Source organism: Serratia sp. SCBI (genome assembly GCF_000747565.1).
GTDB classification, from domain to species: Bacteria; Pseudomonadota; Gammaproteobacteria; order Enterobacterales; family Enterobacteriaceae; genus Serratia; species Serratia ureilytica.
The window spans coordinates 2666092-2686155 of sequence record NZ_CP003424.1; the positions used below are offsets into that span (position 1 = coordinate 2666092).

Sequence of the window (20064 nt, forward strand, 5' to 3'; positions counted from 1 at the left end):
CATGGAAACGCTGTTGGAAGTGCGCAACCTGAGCAAAACCTACCGCTACCGCACCGGGCTGTTTCGCCGCCAGCACGTCGAGGCGGTGAAATCGGTCAGCTTTACCCTGCGCGAAGGCCAGACGCTGGCGGTGATCGGCGAGAACGGCTCCGGCAAATCCACGCTGGCGAAGATGCTCTCCGGCATGGTGGAACCCACCGCCGGCGAGCTGCTGATCGACGATCATCCGCTGGCGTTCGGCGATTATCGTTACCGCAGCCAGCGTATTCGCATGATTTTTCAGGATCCGAGCACCTCGCTCAACCCGCGCCAGCGCATCGGCCAGCTGCTGGATGCGCCGCTGCGGCTGAACACCGATCTTGAGCCCGCCGAACGCGAGCAGCGTATCAACCAAACGCTGCGCCAGGTCGGCATGCTGCCGGATCACGCCTACTACTATCCGCACATGCTGGCCTCCGGGCAAAAACAGCGCGTCGCGCTGGCCCGCGCGCTGATCCTGCAACCGAAGGTGATCGTCGCCGATGAGGCGCTGGCCTCGCTGGACATGTCGATGCGCTCGCAAATCATCAATCTGATGCTGGAGCTGCAGGAAAAACACGGCATTTCCTATATTTATGTCACCCAGCACCTCGGCATGATGAAACATATCAGCGACCAGGTGCTGGTGATGCACGAAGGGGAAATCGTCGAACGCGGCAGCACCGCGGAGGTGTTGGCGGCGCCGCTGCACGAATTGACCAAGCGCCTTATCGCCAGCCACTTCGGCGAAGCGCTGACCGCCGATGCCTGGCGGCGCGACGGCGGCCGCTTCTGAGTCACGCCTTCACCTCAAACCCGCTGCGGCGGGTTTTTTATTCGCCTTGCGCGCCTGCCGCTTAGCAAGAAAGCGCACATGCAAATTACATTCTTGTTATATATCCTTATATTTTATTCCTTTCAGTTATTGATTAGTCCGTAACATTATTTTATCTCGCCAGGGCGATCGGTGAGGATATCCCCTACGTTGCACTTCTCATACGACAGGATATCGCACTGATGAACAGCATTCGCCATCGCCGCCTTACGCAGTTTCTGCTCACGCTGGCAGCCGGTTTTTCTGTTTACGGCCACGCCCTCTGCTGTGATGAGCTGCGCTAAAACCGCCTTTCGCCCCGCCTGCGGGCATGTTGCCTCTTTGTCCAGCCGACGCTGCCGCGCGCAGCGGCGGCTGTTGATCATGATTAAGGATTGACCCTATGGAACGACTCCGTCGACAACATAATGCCCAGTGGTATCACGAAACCCAAAGCAGCGTGCGGGGCGATGCGCCGCTGGAACCCCAGGCGGCCACCCTTCGCGATCGCTTTCTGCTGGGGCTGGGCGCTTTCGCCGATGAAGCCTTAAACAATGCGCTCAGCGCTCGCGCCGGGGTGTTCAGCGCCTCGTTGGCCGGTTACCACGCGCTGTTTCCCGACCAGGTGCCGCTGTCACGATACGTGACATTGTCACCCTACGATCGCCTCAGCACCGCTTTGACCGTCGCTCAGGTGACGGGCGTGCAATCGCTTTGTAGCCACTACGCCGCCCGCCTCGCCCCGCTGCACAGCCCGGACGCCTCCCGGGAAAGCAACATCCGCCTTGCTCAGATCACCCAATATGCCCGTCAGCTTGCCAGCCAGCCCACGCTGATTTGCCGCAAGGCGCTGCAACAGCTCGCCGACGTCGGGCTGAGCCCGGCGGATATTGTCACCTTTTCGCAGGTGATCGGTTTTGTCAGCTATCAGGCGCGCGTGGTCGCCGGCGTCGCGGCGTTGGCCGGCCGGCCGGCGGTGGTGGTGCCCGGCTTTCCTAACGTCGAAGACGCCGATGGCATCGCTTTCAGCGCCGACGAACTGACTTGGTCTGCCCGCCTGCCGCCGATCAACGCGGAAACCGCCGCCGCCGAACAGCTTGATGTGTTGGATCAAAGTCACCCGCAGGCGCGCGCCGAATCTTATTATTTGCTGTTAGCCCACGACGCCGCCACCCTGCGCGAGCGCAACGGGGTGTTCAACGGCATCAATGCCGAAGGATATGGGTTATCGAGTCGCCTCAAGGCGCTGGCGACGCTGGCGGTCTCGCGCATCAACGGCAGCCGTTACTGCGCGGCCACCGTCGCGCAAGAATTGCAGGATGAAGGATTGGTTCAGGCGCTGTTCGCCGGGCTGCCTCAGGGGCTGGCGTATACCGAAGATTCGGTAAAACTCGCAGTGATGCGCACCGCCGCCGAGCTGACTCGCGCACCTGAGAAGTTCACCCCGCAGAGCGTGCAGCCGCTGTTCAACAGCGGCCTGGATCAGGCGCAGGCGCTGGAGGTGATCCTCACCGTCGCGCTCTACGCCTGGGAAAACCGCCTGCGCCAAACGCTGGGCGATGCGGAATCTTTCAGCGCTATCGACTGAATACCACTACGCGGCTAATACTGGCCGCAATACATTCTTCCTTCAGATATTTTGCCGCCGCAACCACTCGCTGGCGGCATCGAAAAACTTCTGCGCCAACGGCGTGGCGCGCTCCGACATATCGACCACCACCGCCGCATGACGCGGCATGGCGGCGATGGCCACCGGACGCCGCTGCAATGCCGGCATCAGCGGCGATTGCAGTTGGCCGCGCGGGAACAACCCGCAGCCCAACCCGACGAAAATCCCCTCCAGCAGTTGGAAGATAGAGGTAGTTTCCAGCCGCGGGTGCAGCGTCAATCCAGCGTCGCGGAAATGCTGATCGAGATAGCGGCGGAAATAACGCGTCGGCTCGGCCAGACACAGCGGCAAGGCAGCCACCGCCTCCAGCGGCAACGGCGCATCCCCCACCAGCTTAGGGAAATGCTGCGGATGAAACACCAGCTCGACGCCGGTTTCCACCAGCGGCTGCGATTGGAAATGCAGTTCTTTCAAGGTCGACAGCTCGAAAAAGCCGATGCCGATATCTACGGTGTGCGCCGTCAGCGCCTCCAGCAGCTGATCGGCGCTCAGCACCGCCAACCGATAATCAAGATGGGGATAACGTTCGCTGACCGCCTTGAGCATTTCCGCCACCGAGATGCTGCACTGCGGCACCACGCCGAGGCGCAACGTGCCGTGCAAGCCGTGCTTGAGCGACTCCACCTCCAGTTTCAGCCCTTGGTAGACCGAGACGATCTCGCGCGCCCACGCCAACACCCGTTCTCCCTCGGCGGTAAAGCCGCCGAAATGGTTGCCGCGGTTAATCAGCGAAACGCCCAGTTCTTTTTCCAGATTTTTCAATCGCATGGACAGCGTCGGCTGGCTGACGAAGCTGGCTTCCGCCGCCCGACCGAAGTGGCGCTCCCGTTCTAAATTACACAGATAAATCAGTTGTTTAATATCCATAGCGCGGCTCAATGATCGGCATTCGCACCAGTATACCACCGGGCGCCGCCGCCCGCCCGGTGAGTCAGAGTTTGAGCTTCACGTAATCCGCCAGGCGCGAGAACACGCCGCCCTGCGGCACCGCCCGCAGCGCCACCAGCGGCAGGGTTTTCACCACCTGGCCATTGTCGCTGATGCGGATCTCGCCGACGATTTGTCCTTTGTTGACAGGCGCTTCCAGCCGCGCAACGTTGAGCACGTACTGCGCCTTCAGCTTGTCCGCCTCGTTTTTCGGCAGGCTGAGCGACTGGTCCTGCGCGCTGCCGACCGGCAAGCGGTGGCTTTCGCCGTACCAGATCGGCTCTTCCTCCAGGCTCTGGCCGGCGCTGAACAGGTGTACCGTGCTAAAGTCGCGCAGCCCCCAGCTCAGCAGCTTGCGCGCCTGTTCCTCGCGGCCTTTTGAACTTTTGCCGCCCATCACCACGGCGATCAGACGGCGATCTCCTTCGGTGGCGGAAGCGATGATGTTGAAGCCGGCCGAGGCGGTGTGTCCGGTTTTCAGGCCGTCGACGTGCAGGGTCTTATCCCACAGCAGGCCGTTGCGGTTCTGCTGCGTGATGCCGTTCCAGGTCAGCGATTTCTCGCTGTACATATGGTATTCCGCCGGCTCGCTCATGATGATGGCACGTGCAATCACCGCCAGATCGCCGGCGGTGGTGAACTGCCCCGGCGCATCCAGCCCGTGTACCGTTTCGAAATGGGTGTTCTGCAGGCCCAGCTGCGCGCTCTTCTCGTTCATCAGCTTGACGAAGTTGGCCTGGCTGCCCGCCACATAGTCCGCCATCGCCACGCAGGCGTCGTTGCCGGAATCGATGATGATGCCGCGGCTGAGATCGCGTACCGTGACCCTGTCACCAGGCTTCAGGAACATCAGCGAGGAGCCTTTGAACACCGGGTTGCCCTGCGCCCAGGCGTCTTTCCCCACGGTGACGACATCGTCGAGGCCAATCTTATGCTCATCGAGCGCATGATCGATCACCAAACCGGTCATCAGTTTGGTCAGGCTGGCCGGATTGCGCCGCTCGTCGGCATTGCCGGCAGCCAGCACCTGGCCGGTGGTGTAATCCATCAATACGTAAGAGGCGGCGTCTATCGCCGGTGGAGTCATGGTGGGAAAATGGGACGCCGTTTCCGCCGCCTGCGCTGCTAAAGGCAGTAAGATACCGCCGATCACCACTGATACTGAACGCTTCACGCTGTGTTCCTCAGGCCCGCAGGCTAAATAAAATGCCAATATAATCCGCGAGATAGACTGCATGAATTCACTTTCAGGCGAAACCATTACTCTTTTGCAGCGGGTGTCTTTATGCAACCATTTGTTTAGGTCAGCGTCCGCCTGCGATAGATATGCTCTATGCCGCCATTGCCCCATTCGATTAGACGCCTGCCTGCCGCGCCCCTAAACTTGTGACATAAATACGCAAGACGCATAAAAAAGCGTTTACTTTTTAGCTACAACCACCTGCGAAGTGTCACCATGAAATTCAAACCGTCAATCAAGCCTTATACCGGCCCAGCGGGCGGCTGGGGTTCGCTTGAAGCCACCACCCGCTTTGTCCTCGACAGTAAACAAACCCTAAAAAACATGCGCAACCTGATGCGCGTCAACAAGGCGCGCGGCTTCGACTGCCCCGGTTGCGCCTGGGGCGACGACAACCACAGCACCTTCAGCTTCTGTGAAAACGGCGCCAAGGCAGTCAGTTGGGAAGCGACGCGCAGCGCCGTCGAGCCAGAGTTCTTCGCCGCGCACAGCGTCAGCACCCTGCAGCAGCAGAGCGACTATTTCCTCGAATATCAGGGGCGCCTCACGCATCCGATGCGCTACAACGCCGAAACCGACCACTATGAGCCTATTCATTGGCCGGACGCGCTGGCGCTGATCGCCAGGCACATCAACGCAATGGACAACCCGAACCAAATCGAGCTGTATACCTCGGGCCGCGCCAGCAACGAAGCGTCGTACCTTTATCAACTGTTCGGCCGCATGCTCGGCACCAGCAATTTCCCCGACTGCTCCAACATGTGTCACGAGGCGAGCGGCGTCGGGCTGAAGCAAAGCATCGGCGTCGGCAAAGGCACCATCCGCATCGATGACTTCGAAAAAGCCGACGCCATCTTCGTGTTCGGTCAAAACCCCGGCACCAACCACCCGCGCATGCTGCACAGCCTGAAAAACGCCGCCCGACGCGGCGCGCGCATCGTCAGTTTCAACACCCTGCGCGAGCGCGGGCTGGAAAGATTCGCCGATCCGCAGGATCCGGTGCAGATGCTGACGCCAAAATCCTCGCCGATCAGCTCCTCCTATTACCAACCGAATCTGGGCGGCGATATGGCGGCGGTGCGCGGCATGGTGAAAGCGCTGCTGGAAACCCACCGCCAGCGGCTGGCCGCCGGTGAGCCCCCCCTGTTCGACCTGGCGTTTATCGAACGGCACAGCGTCGGCGTGGAGGCATACCTGGCGCAGGTGGATGCGACCGAGTGGCGGGCCATTACCGCGCAATCGGGCCTGAGCGAAGCGCAATTGCGCCAGGCGGCGGCCACTTACCAGGGCGCCGAGCGGGTGATCTGCACCTGGGCGATGGGCGTGACTCAGCATAAGCACTCTATTGCGACGGTGCGTGAAATCACCAACCTGCAGCTGCTGTTCGGGCAACTGGGCAAACCGGGCGCCGGTCTGTGCCCGGTGCGCGGCCACAGCAACGTCCAGGGCAACCGCACCATGGGGATTGACGAGAAGTCGCCCAAGGGGCTGCTCGACAGCCTGGAACGCCACTTTAACTTCACCGCCAATCGCGCGGTGGGCCACAACACGGTGGAAGCGATCGAAGCGATGTTGCGCGGCGAAGTGAAAGTGCTGATCGCGCTGGGCGGCAATCTGGCCGCCGCGGCGCCGGACACCGAGCGCACCGCCCGCGCCCTGCGCAACTGCGATTTGACGGTACACATCAGCACCAAACTTAACCGCAGCCACCTGGTGACCGGCAAAGACGCGTTGATCCTGCCGACGCTGGGCCGCACCGAATTGGACATGCAGGCCAGCGGCTCGCAGTACATCACTGTCGAAGATTCTTTCAGCATGGTTCACGCTTCGGAAGGCATCGGCAAACCGCTGGCGGATACCCAACGTTCGGAAACGGCGATCGTCTGCGGCATCGCCGACGCGGTGCTGGGCACGCAGCAGCTGGACTGGCTGGAGTTGGCCGACGACTACTCGCTGATCCGCGATCATATCGCCGCCACCATTCCCGGCTTTGAGGATTTCAACCGTCGCTGCGAGCAGCCCGGCGGATTCTACCTGGGCAATGCCGCCGCCGAACTGCGCTTCGCCACGCCGAGCGGCAAGGCGGAATTCAGCGCCGCCGCGCTGCCGGCGCCCCTGTTCCCGCAACTGGGCGACGTGCAAGCGCCGTTTACCCTGCAAACGCTGCGCTCGCACGATCAGTACAACACCACCATCTATGGTCTGGATGACCGCTACCGCGGCGTTTACGGCCAGCGCGAAGTGTTGTTCATCCATCCGGAAGATCTGGCGGCGCTGGGCCTGCAGGATGGCGAACGGGTTGAGATAGAGACTCTGTGGAACGATGGCGTGGTGCGTAAAGTGGACGGATTCAAGCTGGTGAGTTACGACATTCCGCGTGGCAACCTGGCGGCCTACTACCCGGAAACCAACCCGCTGGTGCCGCTGGCCAGCTTCGGCGACGGCACCGGCACCCCGACGTCGAAGTCGATCCCGGTGGCGATTCGCCGCAGCGAACAGCAACCCTCGCTGCGCATTGCCTGAAAACGCGCGCCCGGTTCACGCCGGGCGCTTCAATATCGCCAGGATGGTCTGTAATTCGTCGGACAGCTGATGCCGTCGCCAGACGAAGTACAGATCGCTCACGCCCTCCTCGCCCATTTCCACCACCTTCAGCCCCGGAGCGGGCAAAATCTGCGGCAGCAAAGAACCCGGCACGCAGGCGACGCCGCAACCTGCCTGCACGCAGGCCGCCATCGCGGCATAAGACTCCATTTCCAGCGTCATGCGCGGTTTCAGCCCGCGCGAGGCCAGCCAGTGATCCACCTTCAGGCGGAACGAGCATTCTCGGCTGAACGTGTAAAATTCCAGCGCCGCCAGCGTGGCGGCATCGGGCTGCCCGGCATCGGCCGGCATCAGCATCACCAGCCGTTCGTCAAACGCCTTTTGGCTGGCCAGCAACGGATGTTCAATCGGGCCGTCGGTGATCGCCAGATCGAGGGTACTGTCGATCAGCATGCGCTCCAGCACCAATGAATCGCGGCTGAGCACGTTGATCTGCAGTTGGGGTTGTAAACGGCGCAGCCGGGCGATGCGCGCCGGCAAATGGCTGACCAGCGAGAAATCCAGCGCCCCGAGGTTCAGCAGCCCATGCTGATGTTCTCCGGCGAACAGCTGCTTGCTGCGCTCCGCCTGCGCCACGATGTCGCGCGCCTGTTGGTAGAACAGCCGGCCTTTGGGATTGACGTACAGCCGGTTCTTGTCACGGAAAAACAGCTCGCCGCCCAGCGACTCCTCTAGTTCGCGCAGCCGCAGCGTGACGTTGGAAGGCACGCAGTGCAGCTCGCGGGCGGCTGCGGCGATGGTTTTGTGTTCCACCACGGTGCAGAAAAACTTCAACTGGCTCAGCTTCATCTATCATTCACTTTTAGTTAGCGTTTTAGTTAGAAACAATTACTTTAGATTAGCATCGATTTCACCTACAGTCTGTCGACACCCTGAGGAGGATCACTGATGCCACTGAATGATTTACTGACGCTGCCCGGCGTGGCGGCCCAACCGGACGCGGTAACCGACGGTTACGTGTTCAACCACACCATGATCCGCGTGAAAGACCTGACCAAAGCGCTGGATTTCTACACTCGCGTACTGGGTTTTACCCCGGTCTATCTGGAAGAATTCAAAGAGGCCGCCTTCACCATCTGCTACCTGACGCGCAGCCCGCGAGAGCAGATCCCGCAGGATGACGACGAACGCAAACGCTGGGCGCTGAGCCAACCGGGCATTCTCGAGCTGACCCATAACCACGGCACCGAAAATCAGGCGGATTTCCATTACCACAACGGCAACGGCGAGCCGCGCGGCTTTGGCCACCTGTGCGTCACGGTGCCGGACGTGCGCGCCGCCTGCGAGCGTTTTGAGCGCCTGGGCGTCACCTTTCAGAAACGCCTGCATGAAGGCCGCATGAACTACGTCGCGTTCATTCGCGATCCGGACGATTACTGGATTGAAATCCTGCAGCCGACGCCGCTGCAGGACTGATTGCCCCCTTCCTTCACCCCGGCCTGCGCGCCGGGGTTTTTCATCGTTCGCCCTTCGATTGACCAATCTTGCGCAAAATCGCGCGGCAACGCGGGGTTCCGTGACGTTAGGCTTGCTCGCAGCGGGTGATTCGCGTAAAACTGTCAGCCGCAAATCTTGCCACTCACAACCCATTCACTGGACGATATGTTTCAAGATAACCCGCTGCTGGCGCAGCTAAAACAGCAACTTCACTCTCAGACCCCGCGCGTTGAAGGCGTAGTGAAAGGGACTGAGAAAGGCTTTGGCTTTCTTGAAGTAGACGGTCAAAAAAGCTACTTCATTCCGCCGCCGTACATGAAGAAAGTCATGCACGGGGATCGCATTATCGCCACCCTGCACACCGAGAAAGAGCGCGAAATCGCCGAGCCGGAAACCCTGGTCGAGCCGTTCCTGTCACGCTTTGTCGGCCGCGTGCAAAAGCGCGACGATCGTCTGTCCATCGTGCCCGATCATCCGTTGCTGAAAGACGCGATTCCGTGCCGCCCGGCGCGTGAACTGACCCACAACTTCCAGGCCGGCGACTGGGCGGTGGCGGAAATGCGCCGCCATCCGCTGAAAGGCGATCGCGGCTTCAACGCCGACCTGACCCAGTTTATCACCGACGGTGAAGACCATTTCGCCCCGTGGTGGGTGACGCTGGCGCGTCACAACCTGGAAAAAGAGGCGCCGGAGATGCAGGCCCTCAGCGAGCCGGACGCTGCGCTGGTGCGTGAAGATCTGACCGCGCTCGAATTCGTCACCATCGACAGCGCCAGCACCGAAGACATGGACGATGCGCTGTACGTGACCGACAACGGTGACGGTTCGCTGCAGTTGACCATCGCCATCGCCGATCCTACTGCCTACGTAGAACAAGGCAGCAAGCTGGACGACATCGCCCGCGTGCGCGCCTTCACCAACTATCTGCCGGGCTTCAACATCCCGATGCTGCCGCGCGATCTGTCGGACAACCTGTGCTCGCTGCGCCCTAACGAGCGCCGTCAGGTGCTGGCTTGCCGCGTGACCATCGCCGCCGACGGCGCGCTGGGCGAAGATATTCAGTTCTTCGCCGCCGAGATCGAATCCAAAGCCAAACTGGTGTACGACGAAGTCTCCGACTGGCTGGACGGCATTGCCGGCTGGCAACCGCCGAGCGACGCCATCGCGCAACAGATCACCCTGCTGAAACGCGTTTGCGACGCGCGCAACGCCTGGCGCCACCAGCATGCGCTGGTATTCAAAGATCGCCCGGACTACCGCTTCGTGCTGGGTGAAAAAGGCGACGTGCTGGAGATCGTTACCGAGCAGCGCCGCAGCGCCAACCGCATCGTTGAAGAGTGCATGATCGCCGCCAACGTCTGCGCCGCCATCGTGCTGCGTGATCGCCTGGGCTTCGGCGTGTACAACGTGCACACCGGTTTCGATCCTGCGCTGGTTGAGCAAGCGGTCACCGTACTGCAGGCCAACGGCGTCGAAGCCGAAGCCGAGAAGCTGCTGACCCTCGACGGTTTCTGCGAACTGCGCCGCCACCTGGATGCGCAGCCGACCCAGTTCCTCGACAGCCGCATCCGCCGCTTCCAGACCTTCGCCGAGATCAGCACTACGCCGGGGCCACACTTCGGTCTGGGGCTGGAGGCTTACGCCACCTGGACATCGCCGATCCGTAAATACGGCGATATGGTCAACCATCGCCTGCTGAAGGCGATCATCAACCAGCAGCCGGCGGAAAAACCGCAGGATGACGTGACGGTGCAGCTGGCGGAACGCCGCCGTCTGAATCGCATGGCGGAACGCGACGTCGGCGACTGGCTGTACGCCCGTTTCCTGCAGGACAAGGCCGGTACCGATACCCGCTTCAACGCCGAGATCATCGACGTGACACGCGGCGGCCTGCGCGTGCGCCTGCTGGACAACGGCGCGGTTGCCTTCATCCCGGCGCCGTTCATTCACGCGGTGCGTGACGAGATGCAGTGCAGCCAGGAAACCGGCACCGTGCAGATCAAAGGCGAAGTGGTTTATCGCCAGAGCGATACCTTGCAGGTCACCATCGCCGAAGTGCGCATGGAAACCCGCAGCGTAATCGCCCGGCCGGCGGCCTGAACGCCAGCCTGAAACGGTAGCGACGCCAAACGCCGACGGTGAAAACCGCCGGCGTTTTTTTTCGTCCGCGCTAGCTAACGCAATGGATCACCGCCGGTTTCACGCAGCAATGGCAGCACCGCCAACGAAGCCAGCGTCGCCAGCATCAGGTAGACGGCGGGTGCCAGCAGCGAGCCGCTCAACGCGATCGACTGCGAGGCGATATATTGGGCGAAGCCGCCGAAAATCGCCACGCCGAGGCTGTAGACCAACGCAAACCCCAATGCGCGAATGCGCTGCGGAAACAGCTCCGAAATCATCAGCATGGTCGGCACCGAGCCGAGCGTGGTCAATCCGACCAATATCGCGACAATCAGCAGCAGCACCGCCGGATGCGGCGCGGCGCTCAGCCACCAAAACGCCGGCAAGGCCACGATCAAGATAGCGATGCGCGAGCCTCGTATCAGTGGCAAGCGGCCATAGCGATCGCACCAGTGCCCAACCAACAGGCTGCCGCCGAAGGTCACCAGCCCCGCCAGCAGCATCGCGGCATAGCCGTAGGCCTGCGGCATGCCTAAGTATTTCACCGCGTAAGTGCCGAGATAATACATCGAGATGTAAGTGGCGACGGTGGCGCCAATGGTCAGCATCACGCCGAGCACCACCGCCCGCGAGTGCCGTCGCAGCTGCGCCGGCGGTTCATGGGCCCGCGACACCGGCAGCCGGTCGCTTTCCAATCCGAGACGCAGCCAGCAACCGAGCGGCGCCAGCGCCACACCGATAAAGAACGGAATGCGCCATCCCCACTCGGCCATGGCGTTCGGCTCGCCGGAGATCGCCGGCAACGCCGCGCTGAGCGCCAGCGCGGTGACGCCGCCGACCACGGTGGCGATGCCCTGTGTCGCCAGCGACCAGCTGGAATAGAAGCCTCGCCGGTTAGCTGGCGCCGACTCCACCAGCAACGACATCGATGCGCCCACCTCGCCGCCCGCCGCCACGCCCTGGATCAAACGCGCCGCCACCAGCGTGACGGTTCCCCAATAACCGGCGCTGGCGTAGGTCGGCGCAAAGCCGATCATCGCCGTGCCGAGGCTCATCAGTGAAATCGTCAGGATCATCGCCGGCTTGCGGCCATGGCGATCGGCATAGGCGCCGATCAGAATGCCGCCCAGCGGCCGCATGAAAAAACTGACGCCAAACGTGGCGAACGCCAACAGCAACGCCAAATTGGGATCGCTCGAGGGGGGAAAAAACAATACGCTGATATAAATAACGAAGAAGTTATAGATACCGAAATCGAAAAACTCCAGCGCATTGCCGAAGGAGGCGGCAAATATCACTTTCTTGCCGCCTACCCTCGCAGGCGCGTTTATTGTTGGTTGCGTCGCCGCCGTATTTTCACTCATCATTATCTTCCCTGTTATTATTCTTCGAATTTATTTTAAATACGCTTCCGCCAACGCTCCCCAATACTGGCTGCCGGCCGCCAGACACCCATCGTTAAAGTCATATCCCGGGTTATGCACCATGCAGCTCCCTTCGCCGTCGCCGTTGCCGATGATCAGGTAGCAGCCTTGCGGATGCGCATCAAGCATAAAGGCGAAGTCTTCGCTGCCCATCAGCGGCCTGGCGCCGTAGTGTGCGCGGGCGGCGCCGAACTGCTGCTGCGCCACGCGATGGGCGAAACGGGTCATCGCTTCGTCGTTGACCAACACCGGCGTGCCGTTAACGTGTTCCACCGTCGCGTGGGCGCCGAAGCTTGCCGCCTGCGCTTCGATCAGCGCCGGAATGCGCGCCAGCAGCGTAGCGCGCGCCTGGCGATCCAGCGAGCGTACGCTGAGCTTCATCTCCGCGCTGTCCGGGATCACGTTGGCCGCCTCGCCGGCCTTGATGCTGCCAACGGTGATCACCGCCGCTTCCAGCGGATCGATATTGCGCGAAACGATGCTCTGCAGCGCGACGGTGATATGCGAAGCCACCACCACCGGATCGACCGTCAGTTGCGGAATGGCACCGTGGCCGCCGCGCCCCTGCACCCGCACGTTGAACTGATCCATCGAGGCCATAAACGGGCCGTGCTGGAAGAAGAACTCGCCGAGCGGCATCCCCGGCATGTTGTGCATGGCGAAGATGGCGTCGCAGGGGAAGCGCTCGAACAGCCCCTGTTCGACCATGCGCGCGCCGCCGTTCAGCATCTCTTCCGCCGGTTGGAAAATCAGGTGCAGCGTGCCGTTGAAATTGCGCGTTTGCGCCAGGTAACGCGCGGCGCCGAGCAGCATGGTGGTATGGCCGTCATGGCCGCAGGCGTGCATGCGGTTGGCCACGCTGCTGCTCCAGGGTTTGCCGTTGTTTTCCTCGATCGGCAAGGCGTCCATATCGGCGCGCAGGCCGAGGCGTTTAACGCCGTCGCCCACCCGCAGCCTCCCCACCACGCCGGTGCCCGCCAATCCGCGGTGTACCTCATAGCCCCACGAGCTTAGATAATCCGCCACCAGATCGCTGGTGCGAAATTCTTCAAAACCCAACTCGGGATGCTGGTGAATATCATGCCGGATGGCCGTAAGCTGCGGTAAATACCCTTCAATGACTTTATTTATCATAATTAAATTCCTTTCGTAGCTTTATTATTTATTTAATGAATGAATAAAAGTGCGAATTGAAATAAAGGTATAACACGGCATGAGTAATTTTATTTCGGCGCGCCTCGCCAGATAAAATAATAGGCCGCCAGACGCCGTGCTCAGATAAAAAACGGCGATGATTCGCTGTATGCGAAGTGAAAGTGCAGAATGAACTTCTGCCGGAAAGCGCATGGGCCGCAGCCTGCGCCAGCGGTATTTCATCACGTTGTTTTTACACTAAAACCCCACCTGCTTCACATTTCTCATCCGACCTGCCGCGGTTCGGCGGCAAAACTTCTACTGTTAAAACGTCATTCCTAATAACAACGTCGATTTTACCTCTGCACGCCAAGGAGTTATTTCATGAGAAACATCAGGTCCGGATTTATCTGGCTGCTGGTGGCGTTGGTCGGCGCCTTCGCCTTCGCCATGCTGGCGCTCAGCCGCGGCGAGCACGTCAACGCCGTCTGGCTGGTGGTCGCCGCCGTCGCTTGCTATAGCATCGCCTACCGCTTCTACAGCCGGTTCATCGCCGACAAGGTCTTTGAACTGGATGACCGCCGTCTGACCCCGGCCGAACGCCACAACGACGGCCTGGACTACGTGCCCACCAACAAATGGGTGCTGTTCGGCCACCACTTCGCCGCCATCGCCGGCGCCGGGCCGCTGGTGGGGCCGATCCTGGCCGCGCAGATGGGCTTCCTGCCGGGAACCATCTGGATCCTGGTCGGCGTTATGTTGGCCGGCGCGGTGCAGGATTTTCTGGTGCTGTTCATCTCCACGCGCCGCGACGGGCGTTCACTGGGGGAAATGGCCAAGCAAGAGCTGGGCGCGTTCGCCGGGGTGATCACCATGCTCGGCGCGCTGGGGGTGATGATCATCATCCTGTCGGCGCTGGCGTTGGTGGTGGTGAAAGCGTTGGCCGACAGCCCGTGGGGGCTGTTCACCATCGCCGCCACCATCCCGATCGCCCTGTTCATGGGCATCTACATGCGCTTTATCCGGCCGGGCAAGATCGCTGAAATTTCGGTGATTGGCTTCGTGCTGATGCTGCTGGCGATCGTTTACGGCGGCAACGTGGCGCAAGATCCCTATTGGGGGCCGTTCTTCACGCTGCACGGCACCACCCTGACCTGGGTGCTGGTGATCTACGGCTTCGTCGCCTCGGTGCTGCCGGTGTGGCTGCTGCTGGCGCCGCGCGATTACCTTTCCACCTTTATGAAAATCGGCGTCATCATCGGCCTGGCCATCGGCATCGTCTTCGCCATGCCGGAGATGAAAATGCCGGCGGTCTCGCGCTTTATCGACGGCAGCGGCCCGGTGTTCGCCGGCGCCCTGTTCCCGTTCCTGTTCATCACCATCGCCTGCGGCGCCATTTCCGGCTTCCACGCGCTGGTCTCCAGCGGCACCACGCCTAAGCTGGTGGAACGCGAAAGCCACATTCGCTTTATTGGCTACGGTGCCATGCTGATGGAGTCTTTCGTCGCCATCATGGCGCTGATCTGCGCCTCGGTGCTGGATCCGGGCGTTTACTTCGCCATGAACTCGCCGGCGGCACTGATCGGCACCACGGTGGAAAATGCTTCGCAGGTCATTAACAGCTGGGGCTTTATCGTCACGCCGGAGACGCTGGCGCTGATCGCCAAAGAGGTGGGCGAGAACGCCATCCTGTCGCGCGCCGGCGGCGCCCCGACCTTCGCCGTGGGCATGGCGCACATCATCAGTGAGGTGTTCAACAGCCGGGCGATGATGGCCTTCTGGTACCACTTCGCCATTCTGTTCGAAGCGCTGTTCATCCTGACCGCCGTCGACGCCGGCACCCGCGCCTGCCGCTTTATGGTGCAGGATCTGGTGGGCGTGGCGGTGCCGCAGCTGGCCAATAACCGCTCCTGGTTCGGCAACCTGGCGGGCACCACGGTGGCGGTGGCCGGTTGGGGTTTCTTCGTGTATCAGGGCGTGGTCGATCCGCTCGGCGGCATCAATACCCTGTGGCCGCTGTTCGGTATCGGCAACCAGATGCTGGCGTCGATGGCGCTGATCCTCGGCACCGTGGTGCTGTTCAAGATGAAAAAGCAGCGCTACGCCTGGGTGACTATTCTGCCGACCGCCTGGCTGTTCGTGACCTCCATGACCGCCGGCTGGCAGAAGATCTTCCACGAAAAACCGAGCATCGGCTTCCTGGCGCAGGCGAAGAAGTTCTCCACCGGCATCGAGCAAGGCACGATCATTGCGCCGGCCAAATCGTTGAAAGACATGGAAACCATCGTGTTCAGCAACCAGATTAACGCCGCGCTGTGCGGGTTCTTTATGCTGGTGGCGGTGACCATGCTGATCGCCGCCTTCTTCGCGATCCGCCGGGCACTGCGCGCCGAACAGCCGACGGCGCACGAGGTCGGCGCCGCGCTGAGGGAAGAGGCCGGCCGCAGCTAAACGAACCGAGCATCAAGCAAGGGCGCCGCGGCGCCCTTTTTACTGGCTTTAGCCTAACAGCGTGGAGCCGAACGCCCCCTGCCAATCCTGTTCGAATTTCTCGACCGCGGCCTGCACTGCCGGCGCGTTCAGGAACTGCTCCGCAACGTCCACCGGCAGCGTGATGGCCTGGCAGCCCGCCAACAGGCACTCCAGCGCCTGGCGCGGCGTTTTGAAACTGGCGGCCAGCACCTGCGCCGACGGCGCATGCAGGCTCAACAGCTGCTGCAGCTCGTGCACCATTTCGATGCCGTCGCCGCCCTGCGCGTCCACCCGGTTGACGTAAGGCGCCACATATTCCGCCCCGGCCAAGGCCGCCAACAGCCCCTGTGCAGCGCCGTACACCGCGGTGCCCAACGTCGGAATGGACATCGTTTTAAGCTTCTTGATCGCCGCCAGCCCTTCGGCGGTCGCCGGGATTTTCACCACCAGCCCCGGTACCCGCTGGCTGAGCAGCGCCGCCTCCGCCACCATACGTTCCGCATCGGTCGCCATCACCTGTGCGAACAGCTTGCCGGTGCCGCCGAGGGCGTCGCGCAGCGCGGGCAGCACTTCCCAGACCGGCTTGCCTTCCTTCGCCACGATGCTCGGGTTGGTGGTGACGCCGTGCAGCGGCAGAATGCGCGCCAGGCGTTTTACCGCGGTCACATCGGCGGTATCGAGATAAAGCTCCATCACGGACTCCTGTGTCATGTTCTGTGGGCGGATTCAAACTCTGATCATCATAGGGCAAAAACCGCGCTAACTTTTGATCAAAATCAATTCAACTTTCATTCGAAATATCTTTAATGGCGAAAGATACAGCAACGCCAAACGGGTGACTCATGATCTTCAATCTGCAGCGCTACTCGACCCATGACGGCCCGGGCATCCGCAGCGTGGTCTTTTTAAAAGGCTGCCCGCTGAGCTGCCAGTGGTGTCAGAACCCGGAAAGCCGCTCGCGCCACGCAGACCTGCTGTTTGACGAACGCCTGTGCCTGAGCGGCTGCACGCTGTGCGCCGAGCGTTGTCCGCAAGGGCTGCAACGCACCGCCGGGCCGTTGACGCTGCAACGCGAGCTGATTAGCGCAGACGATTATGCCGCCCTGGCCGCCGCCTGCCCGACCGGCGCGCTCAGCCTGTGCGGCAGCCCGATCAACCCCGACGATATCATGGCCGAGGTGATGCGGGATAAGCCTTTCTACCTGCGCAGCGGCGGCGGTTTAACGCTGTCCGGCGGCGAACCCTTTATGCAGCCGGACATCGCGGCGGAGCTGCTGCGGCGCGGCCGCGAGGCCGGCATCCACACCGCCGTCGAATCCTGCCTGCACGTCCCGTGGCGTTATATCGCCCCTTCGCTGCCGTGGCTGGATCTGCTGCTGGCCGATCTCAAACACACCGACGAAGCGCGCTTCAGAGCCTGGACCGGCGGTTCCGCCCGCCGGGTGATGAGCAATTTTCGTCGGCTGGCGGCGCACGGCGTACCAATGACCGTACGCGTGCCGCTGATCCCCGATTTCAACGCCGATCGCCGCTCTGTCCGTGCCATCGTCGACTTCGCCGCCGACGAGATCGGCGTGTCGGAGATCCACTTTCTGCCGTACCACACGCTTGGCATCAACAAGTACCACCTGCTCGGCGAACCCTACCATGCCGCCCGCACGCCACTGGACGCACCCGACCTGCTGGCCTTCGCCGAAGACTATGCCGGCGCCAAGGGCCTGACCGCCATTTTGCGAGGATAACACTATGACCACGTTGGATTTGACTACCCTGAGCGCCCGTATCCAGGCGCATAAGAATGCGCTGATTCACATCGTCAAACCGCCGGTGTGCACCGAACGCGCGCAGCACTATACCGAGGCCTATCAGCAGCATCAGAACAAGCCGCTGCCGGTGCGCCGCGCCCTGGCGTTGGCCAACCATCTGGCGAAACGCAGCATCTGGATCGCCAACGACGAGCTGATCGTCGGCAACCAGGCCAGCGAGCTGCGCGCCGCGCCGATCTTCCCCGAATACACCGTCGGCTGGATAGAAAACGAAATAGACCAGTTGGCCGACCGGCCGGGCGCCGGTTTTTCGGTCAGCGACGAGAACAAGGCAATTTTGCATCGTCTGTGCCCCTGGTGGCGCGGCCAAACGGTGCAGGATCGCTGCTACGGCATGTTCACCGACGAACAAAAGGCGCTGCTGGCCACCGGCATCATCAAGGCCGAGGGCAATATGACCTCCGGCGACGCCCATCTGGCGGTCAACTTCCCGCTGCTGCTGGAGTTAGGCCTCGATGGCCTGCGTGAAAAGGTGAACGCGCGCCGCAGCCGCCTGCGTCTGACCGAGTGGGAAGATCTGCACAAGGCGCAGTTTCTCAACGCTATCGATATTGTGCTGACGGCGCTGAGCGAACACATCCTGCGCTTCGCTCGCCTGGCGCGCGACATGGCGCAAAACGAAGCCCGCGACTGGCGTCGCGCCGAGCTGCTGGCTATCGCAGACAACTGCGACCGGATCGCCCATCGCCCGCCGCACACCTTCTGGCAGGCGCTGCAGCTGTGCTATTTCATCCAGCTGACGTTGCAGATCGAATCCAACGGCCATTCGGTTTCCTTTGGCCGCCTCGATCAGTATCTCTATCCCTGGTATCGGCGTGACGTGGAGCTGGAGCAAAACCTGGCGCGGGAAAACGCCATCGAGCTGCTGCACAGCTGCTGGCTGAAGCTGCTGGAGGTCAACAAGATCCGCTCCGGCTCGCACTCCAAGGCCTCCGCCGGCAGCCCGCTGTACCAGAACGTTACCATCGGCGGGCAAAAACTGGTCGATGGCCGGCCGTGCGACGCGGTCAATCCGCTGTCCTACGCCATTCTCGAATCCTGTGGCCGCCTGCGCTCCACCCAGCCCAACCTCAGCGTGCGTTACCACGCCGGGATGAGCGCCGATTTCCTCGACGCCTGCGTACAGGTGATCCGCTGCGGTTTCGGCATGCCGGCATTCAATAACGACGAAATTGTCATTCCCGAGTTCATCAAGCTGGGGGTCGAACCGCAGGACGCTTACGACTACGCCGCCATCGGCTGTATCGAGACCGCCGTCGGCGGCAAATGGGGCTATCGCTGCACCGGCATGAGCTTCATCAACTTCGCCCGCGTGCTGCTGGCGGCGCTGGAACAAGGCCGCGACGCCACGTCCGGGCAGATCTTCCTGCCGCAGGAACAGGCGCTGTCCAAAGGAAACTTCGCCGATTTCGAGCAGGTATTAACCGCCTGGGATCGGCAAATCCGCTACTACACGCGCAATTCGATCGAGATCGAGTGCGTGGTGGACAGCGTGCTGGAGGAGAACGCCCACGATATCCTCTGCTCAGCGCTGGTGGATGACTGCATTGAACGCGGCAAAAGCATCAAGCAAGGCGGCGCCAAATACGATTGGGTTTCCGGTCTGCAGGTCGGCATCGCCAACCTGGGCAACAGCCTCGCGGCGGTGCGCAAACTGGTGTTCGACCAAGGGGCGATCGGCCAGCAGCAGTTGGCGACGGCGCTGGCCGAAGACTTCGCCGGGCTGGATGGCGAGCAGCTGCGTCAGCGGCTGCTCAACGCTGCGCCCAAATACGGCAACGATGTGGACGAGGTCGATCGGCTGCTGGTGCGCGCCTACCAAACCTACATCGAAGAACTGAAGCAGTATCGCAACACCCGCTTCGGCCGTGGGCCGATCGGCGGCGGCTATTACGCCGGCACCTCGTCGATTTCGGCCAACGTGCCGTTCGGCGCTGCCACCCTGGCCACGCCGGATGGCCGCAAGGCGCACGCGCCGCTGGCGGAAGGCGCCAGCCCGGCGTCCGGCACCGACCACCTGGGGCCGACGGCGGTGTTCAATTCGCTCGCCAAGTTGCCGACCGAGGCGATCCTCGGCGGCGTGCTGCTCAACCAAAAGCTGAACCCGGCGACGCTGGACAACCCGCGCGATCGGGAGAAGCTGATGCTGATGTTGCGCACCTTCTTCGAGAGCTATCGCGGCTGGCATGTGCAGTACAACATCGTGTCGCGCGAAACGCTGCTGGCGGCGAAGCAACACCCTGACCAATATCGTGATTTAGTGGTTCGCGTAGCTGGCTATTCCGCCTTCTTTACCGCATTATCCCCTGAGGCGCAGGATGATATTATTGCGCGCACAGAACATACTCTTTAAACCTTTGACTCTTAGCGGCCGCACC

At 61.7% G+C, this 20064-nt stretch carries 15 protein-coding genes; 8 read left to right on the forward strand and 7 right to left on the reverse strand.

Annotation, left to right across the window (positions count from 1 at the left end; genetic code table 11):
- The first annotated feature begins 1 nt into the window (after nt 1).
- On the forward strand, nt 2-814 hold the full coding sequence (sapF, locus tag SERRSCBI_RS12415; protein ID WP_016927550.1) for a putrescine export ABC transporter ATP-binding protein SapF: 813 nt from the start codon (nt 2-4) through the stop codon (nt 812-814).
- A gap of 146 nt (nt 815-960) precedes the next feature.
- Here sapF and SERRSCBI_RS12420 read toward each other — a convergent pair whose 3' ends face one another.
- Complete coding sequence (locus SERRSCBI_RS12420) at nt 961-1218, reverse strand: hypothetical protein (RefSeq protein WP_004930590.1); 258 nt, start codon at nt 1216-1218, stop codon at nt 961-963.
- Between the two features lie 17 nt (nt 1219-1235).
- Between SERRSCBI_RS12420 and SERRSCBI_RS12425 the strand changes: the two genes are divergently transcribed.
- Nucleotides 1236-2420: a carboxymuconolactone decarboxylase family protein gene (locus SERRSCBI_RS12425; RefSeq protein ID WP_042784650.1), complete on the forward strand. Its 1185-nt coding sequence runs from the start codon at nt 1236-1238 to the stop codon at nt 2418-2420.
- A 42-nt stretch (nt 2421-2462) separates the two neighbouring features.
- Here SERRSCBI_RS12425 and SERRSCBI_RS12430 read toward each other — a convergent pair whose 3' ends face one another.
- Together SERRSCBI_RS12430 and dacD are read right to left on the reverse strand one after the other, a co-directional pair.
- Entirely contained in the window at nt 2463-3368 is a 906-nt protein-coding gene (locus SERRSCBI_RS12430; RefSeq protein ID WP_033650272.1) for a LysR family transcriptional regulator, read from the reverse strand.
- Between the two features lie 64 nt (nt 3369-3432).
- On the reverse strand, nt 3433-4602 hold the full coding sequence (gene dacD, locus SERRSCBI_RS12435; protein ID WP_042784651.1) for a serine-type D-Ala-D-Ala carboxypeptidase DacD: 1170 nt from the start codon (nt 4600-4602) through the stop codon (nt 3433-3435).
- Nucleotides 4603-4884: 282 nt separating this feature from the next.
- Here dacD and SERRSCBI_RS12440 point away from each other — a divergent pair, with 282 nt between their 5' ends.
- The gene (locus SERRSCBI_RS12440) at nt 4885-7191 is read left to right on the forward strand and encodes an FdhF/YdeP family oxidoreductase (RefSeq protein ID WP_042784653.1); all 2307 of its coding nucleotides are present in this window, start codon (nt 4885-4887) and stop codon (nt 7189-7191) included.
- Between the two features lie 15 nt (nt 7192-7206).
- On the opposite strand, the gene SERRSCBI_RS12445 is transcribed toward SERRSCBI_RS12440, so the two are convergent.
- Complete coding sequence (locus tag SERRSCBI_RS12445; RefSeq protein ID WP_042784654.1) at nt 7207-8061, reverse strand: LysR family transcriptional regulator; 855 nt, start codon at nt 8059-8061, stop codon at nt 7207-7209.
- Between the two features lie 99 nt (nt 8062-8160).
- On the opposite strand from SERRSCBI_RS12445, the gene gloA reads away from it, so the two are divergent.
- The gene (gene gloA, locus SERRSCBI_RS12450) at nt 8161-8688 is read left to right on the forward strand and encodes a lactoylglutathione lyase (protein WP_019452681.1); all 528 of its coding nucleotides are present in this window, start codon (nt 8161-8163) and stop codon (nt 8686-8688) included.
- A gap of 186 nt (nt 8689-8874) precedes the next feature.
- Nucleotides 8875-10809: an exoribonuclease II gene (locus SERRSCBI_RS12455; protein ID WP_042784655.1), complete on the forward strand. Its 1935-nt coding sequence runs from the start codon at nt 8875-8877 to the stop codon at nt 10807-10809.
- A gap of 74 nt (nt 10810-10883) precedes the next feature.
- Here SERRSCBI_RS12455 and SERRSCBI_RS12460 read toward each other — a convergent pair whose 3' ends face one another.
- Both SERRSCBI_RS12460 and SERRSCBI_RS12465 read right to left on the reverse strand, forming a co-directional pair.
- A complete protein-coding gene (locus SERRSCBI_RS12460) occupies nt 10884-12194 on the reverse strand; it encodes an MFS transporter (protein ID WP_042784656.1) in 1311 nt (436 codons plus the stop codon).
- A 30-nt stretch (nt 12195-12224) separates the two neighbouring features.
- Nucleotides 12225-13388, reverse strand: coding sequence for a M20 aminoacylase family protein (locus SERRSCBI_RS12465; RefSeq protein ID WP_042784658.1), 1164 nt, complete (start codon nt 13386-13388; stop codon nt 12225-12227).
- A 384-nt stretch (nt 13389-13772) separates the two neighbouring features.
- Between SERRSCBI_RS12465 and SERRSCBI_RS12470 the strand changes: the two genes are divergently transcribed.
- Nucleotides 13773-15839, forward strand: a complete 2067-nt coding sequence (locus tag SERRSCBI_RS12470; RefSeq protein ID WP_033643249.1) for a carbon starvation CstA family protein — start codon at nt 13773-13775, stop codon at nt 15837-15839.
- A 48-nt stretch (nt 15840-15887) separates the two neighbouring features.
- Here SERRSCBI_RS12470 and fsa read toward each other — a convergent pair whose 3' ends face one another.
- On the reverse strand, nt 15888-16553 hold the full coding sequence (gene fsa, locus SERRSCBI_RS12475; RefSeq protein ID WP_042784659.1) for a fructose-6-phosphate aldolase: 666 nt from the start codon (nt 16551-16553) through the stop codon (nt 15888-15890).
- A 149-nt stretch (nt 16554-16702) separates the two neighbouring features.
- Between fsa and SERRSCBI_RS12480 the strand changes: the two genes are divergently transcribed.
- Complete coding sequence (locus SERRSCBI_RS12480) at nt 16703-17602, forward strand: glycyl-radical enzyme activating protein (protein WP_042784660.1); 900 nt, start codon at nt 16703-16705, stop codon at nt 17600-17602.
- A 4-nt stretch (nt 17603-17606) separates the two neighbouring features.
- Nucleotides 17607-20039: a formate C-acetyltransferase/glycerol dehydratase family glycyl radical enzyme gene (locus SERRSCBI_RS12485; RefSeq protein ID WP_042784661.1), complete on the forward strand. Its 2433-nt coding sequence runs from the start codon at nt 17607-17609 to the stop codon at nt 20037-20039.
- Nucleotides 20040-20064: the final 25 nt, after the last annotated feature.

Coding starts and splice junctions, on each gene's coding strand:
- sapF (WP_016927550.1), top strand. CDS start 2: ATGGAAACGCTGTTGGAAGTGCGCAACCTGAGCAAAACCTACCGCTAC.
- SERRSCBI_RS12420 (WP_004930590.1), bottom strand. CDS start 1,218: ATGATCAACAGCCGCCGCTGCGCGCGGCAGCGTCGGCTGGACAAAGAG.
- SERRSCBI_RS12425 (WP_042784650.1), top strand. CDS start 1,236: ATGGAACGACTCCGTCGACAACATAATGCCCAGTGGTATCACGAAACC.
- SERRSCBI_RS12430 (WP_033650272.1), bottom strand. CDS start 3,368: ATGGATATTAAACAACTGATTTATCTGTGTAATTTAGAACGGGAGCGC.
- SERRSCBI_RS12440 (WP_042784653.1), top strand. CDS start 4,885: ATGAAATTCAAACCGTCAATCAAGCCTTATACCGGCCCAGCGGGCGGC.
- SERRSCBI_RS12445 (WP_042784654.1), bottom strand. CDS start 8,061: ATGAAGCTGAGCCAGTTGAAGTTTTTCTGCACCGTGGTGGAACACAAA.
- gloA (WP_019452681.1), top strand. CDS start 8,161: ATGCCACTGAATGATTTACTGACGCTGCCCGGCGTGGCGGCCCAACCG.
- SERRSCBI_RS12455 (WP_042784655.1), top strand. CDS start 8,875: ATGTTTCAAGATAACCCGCTGCTGGCGCAGCTAAAACAGCAACTTCAC.
- SERRSCBI_RS12460 (WP_042784656.1), bottom strand. CDS start 12,194: ATGAGTGAAAATACGGCGGCGACGCAACCAACAATAAACGCGCCTGCG.
- SERRSCBI_RS12465 (WP_042784658.1), bottom strand. CDS start 13,388: ATGATAAATAAAGTCATTGAAGGGTATTTACCGCAGCTTACGGCCATC.
- SERRSCBI_RS12470 (WP_033643249.1), top strand. CDS start 13,773: ATGAGAAACATCAGGTCCGGATTTATCTGGCTGCTGGTGGCGTTGGTC.
- fsa (WP_042784659.1), bottom strand. CDS start 16,553: ATGGAGCTTTATCTCGATACCGCCGATGTGACCGCGGTAAAACGCCTG.
- SERRSCBI_RS12480 (WP_042784660.1), top strand. CDS start 16,703: ATGATCTTCAATCTGCAGCGCTACTCGACCCATGACGGCCCGGGCATC.
- SERRSCBI_RS12485 (WP_042784661.1), top strand. CDS start 17,607: ATGACCACGTTGGATTTGACTACCCTGAGCGCCCGTATCCAGGCGCAT.